This is a genomic window from Corynebacterium sp. HMSC063A05 (assembly GCF_001809695.1).
Classification (GTDB): Bacteria; Actinomycetota; Actinomycetes; order Mycobacteriales; family Mycobacteriaceae; genus Corynebacterium; species Corynebacterium amycolatum.
The window spans coordinates 1-295 of sequence record NZ_KV798498.1 but is presented as its reverse complement, the minus strand read 5'-3'; the positions used below and the strand labels follow the sequence as shown (position 1 = coordinate 295).

Here is a 295-nt window from a genome sequence, read left to right as displayed (position 1 = left end):
GGGGTGGCTGCTGCTTGGTTGTGGTGGTTGTTTTGTGGGTGTGTGTTGTGTGAGAACTCAATAGTGTGCCGATGTACTAACTAATACTTTTTTGGGAAAGTGCTTGTTTGGTTGTCGTTTGCGTGTGTGTTGCTGGTGGGTGCCGGGGGCCTTTGTTTGTTTTGGGTCCTTTTGTGCTTGCGGGTGATGGATTGCGTGGCGGCGCCTTGTTTGGGTGCTTTTCGCGTGGTTTTTTCATTTGTGGGAAAGATCATGGTTTTGTTCCTTTTTCTTTTGGCCTCGTCGGTTCGGGAGA

1 protein-coding gene is annotated in these 295 nt (G+C 49.5%); it reads right to left on the bottom strand.

Going from position 1 to position 295, the window contains the following annotated elements; genetic code table 11:
- Positions 1–80: 80 nt before the first annotated feature.
- Positions 81–295, bottom strand: a 215-nt coding sequence (locus HMPREF2651_RS11010) for a hypothetical protein (protein ID WP_210384371.1), incomplete at its 5' end; no start/stop codon positions are given.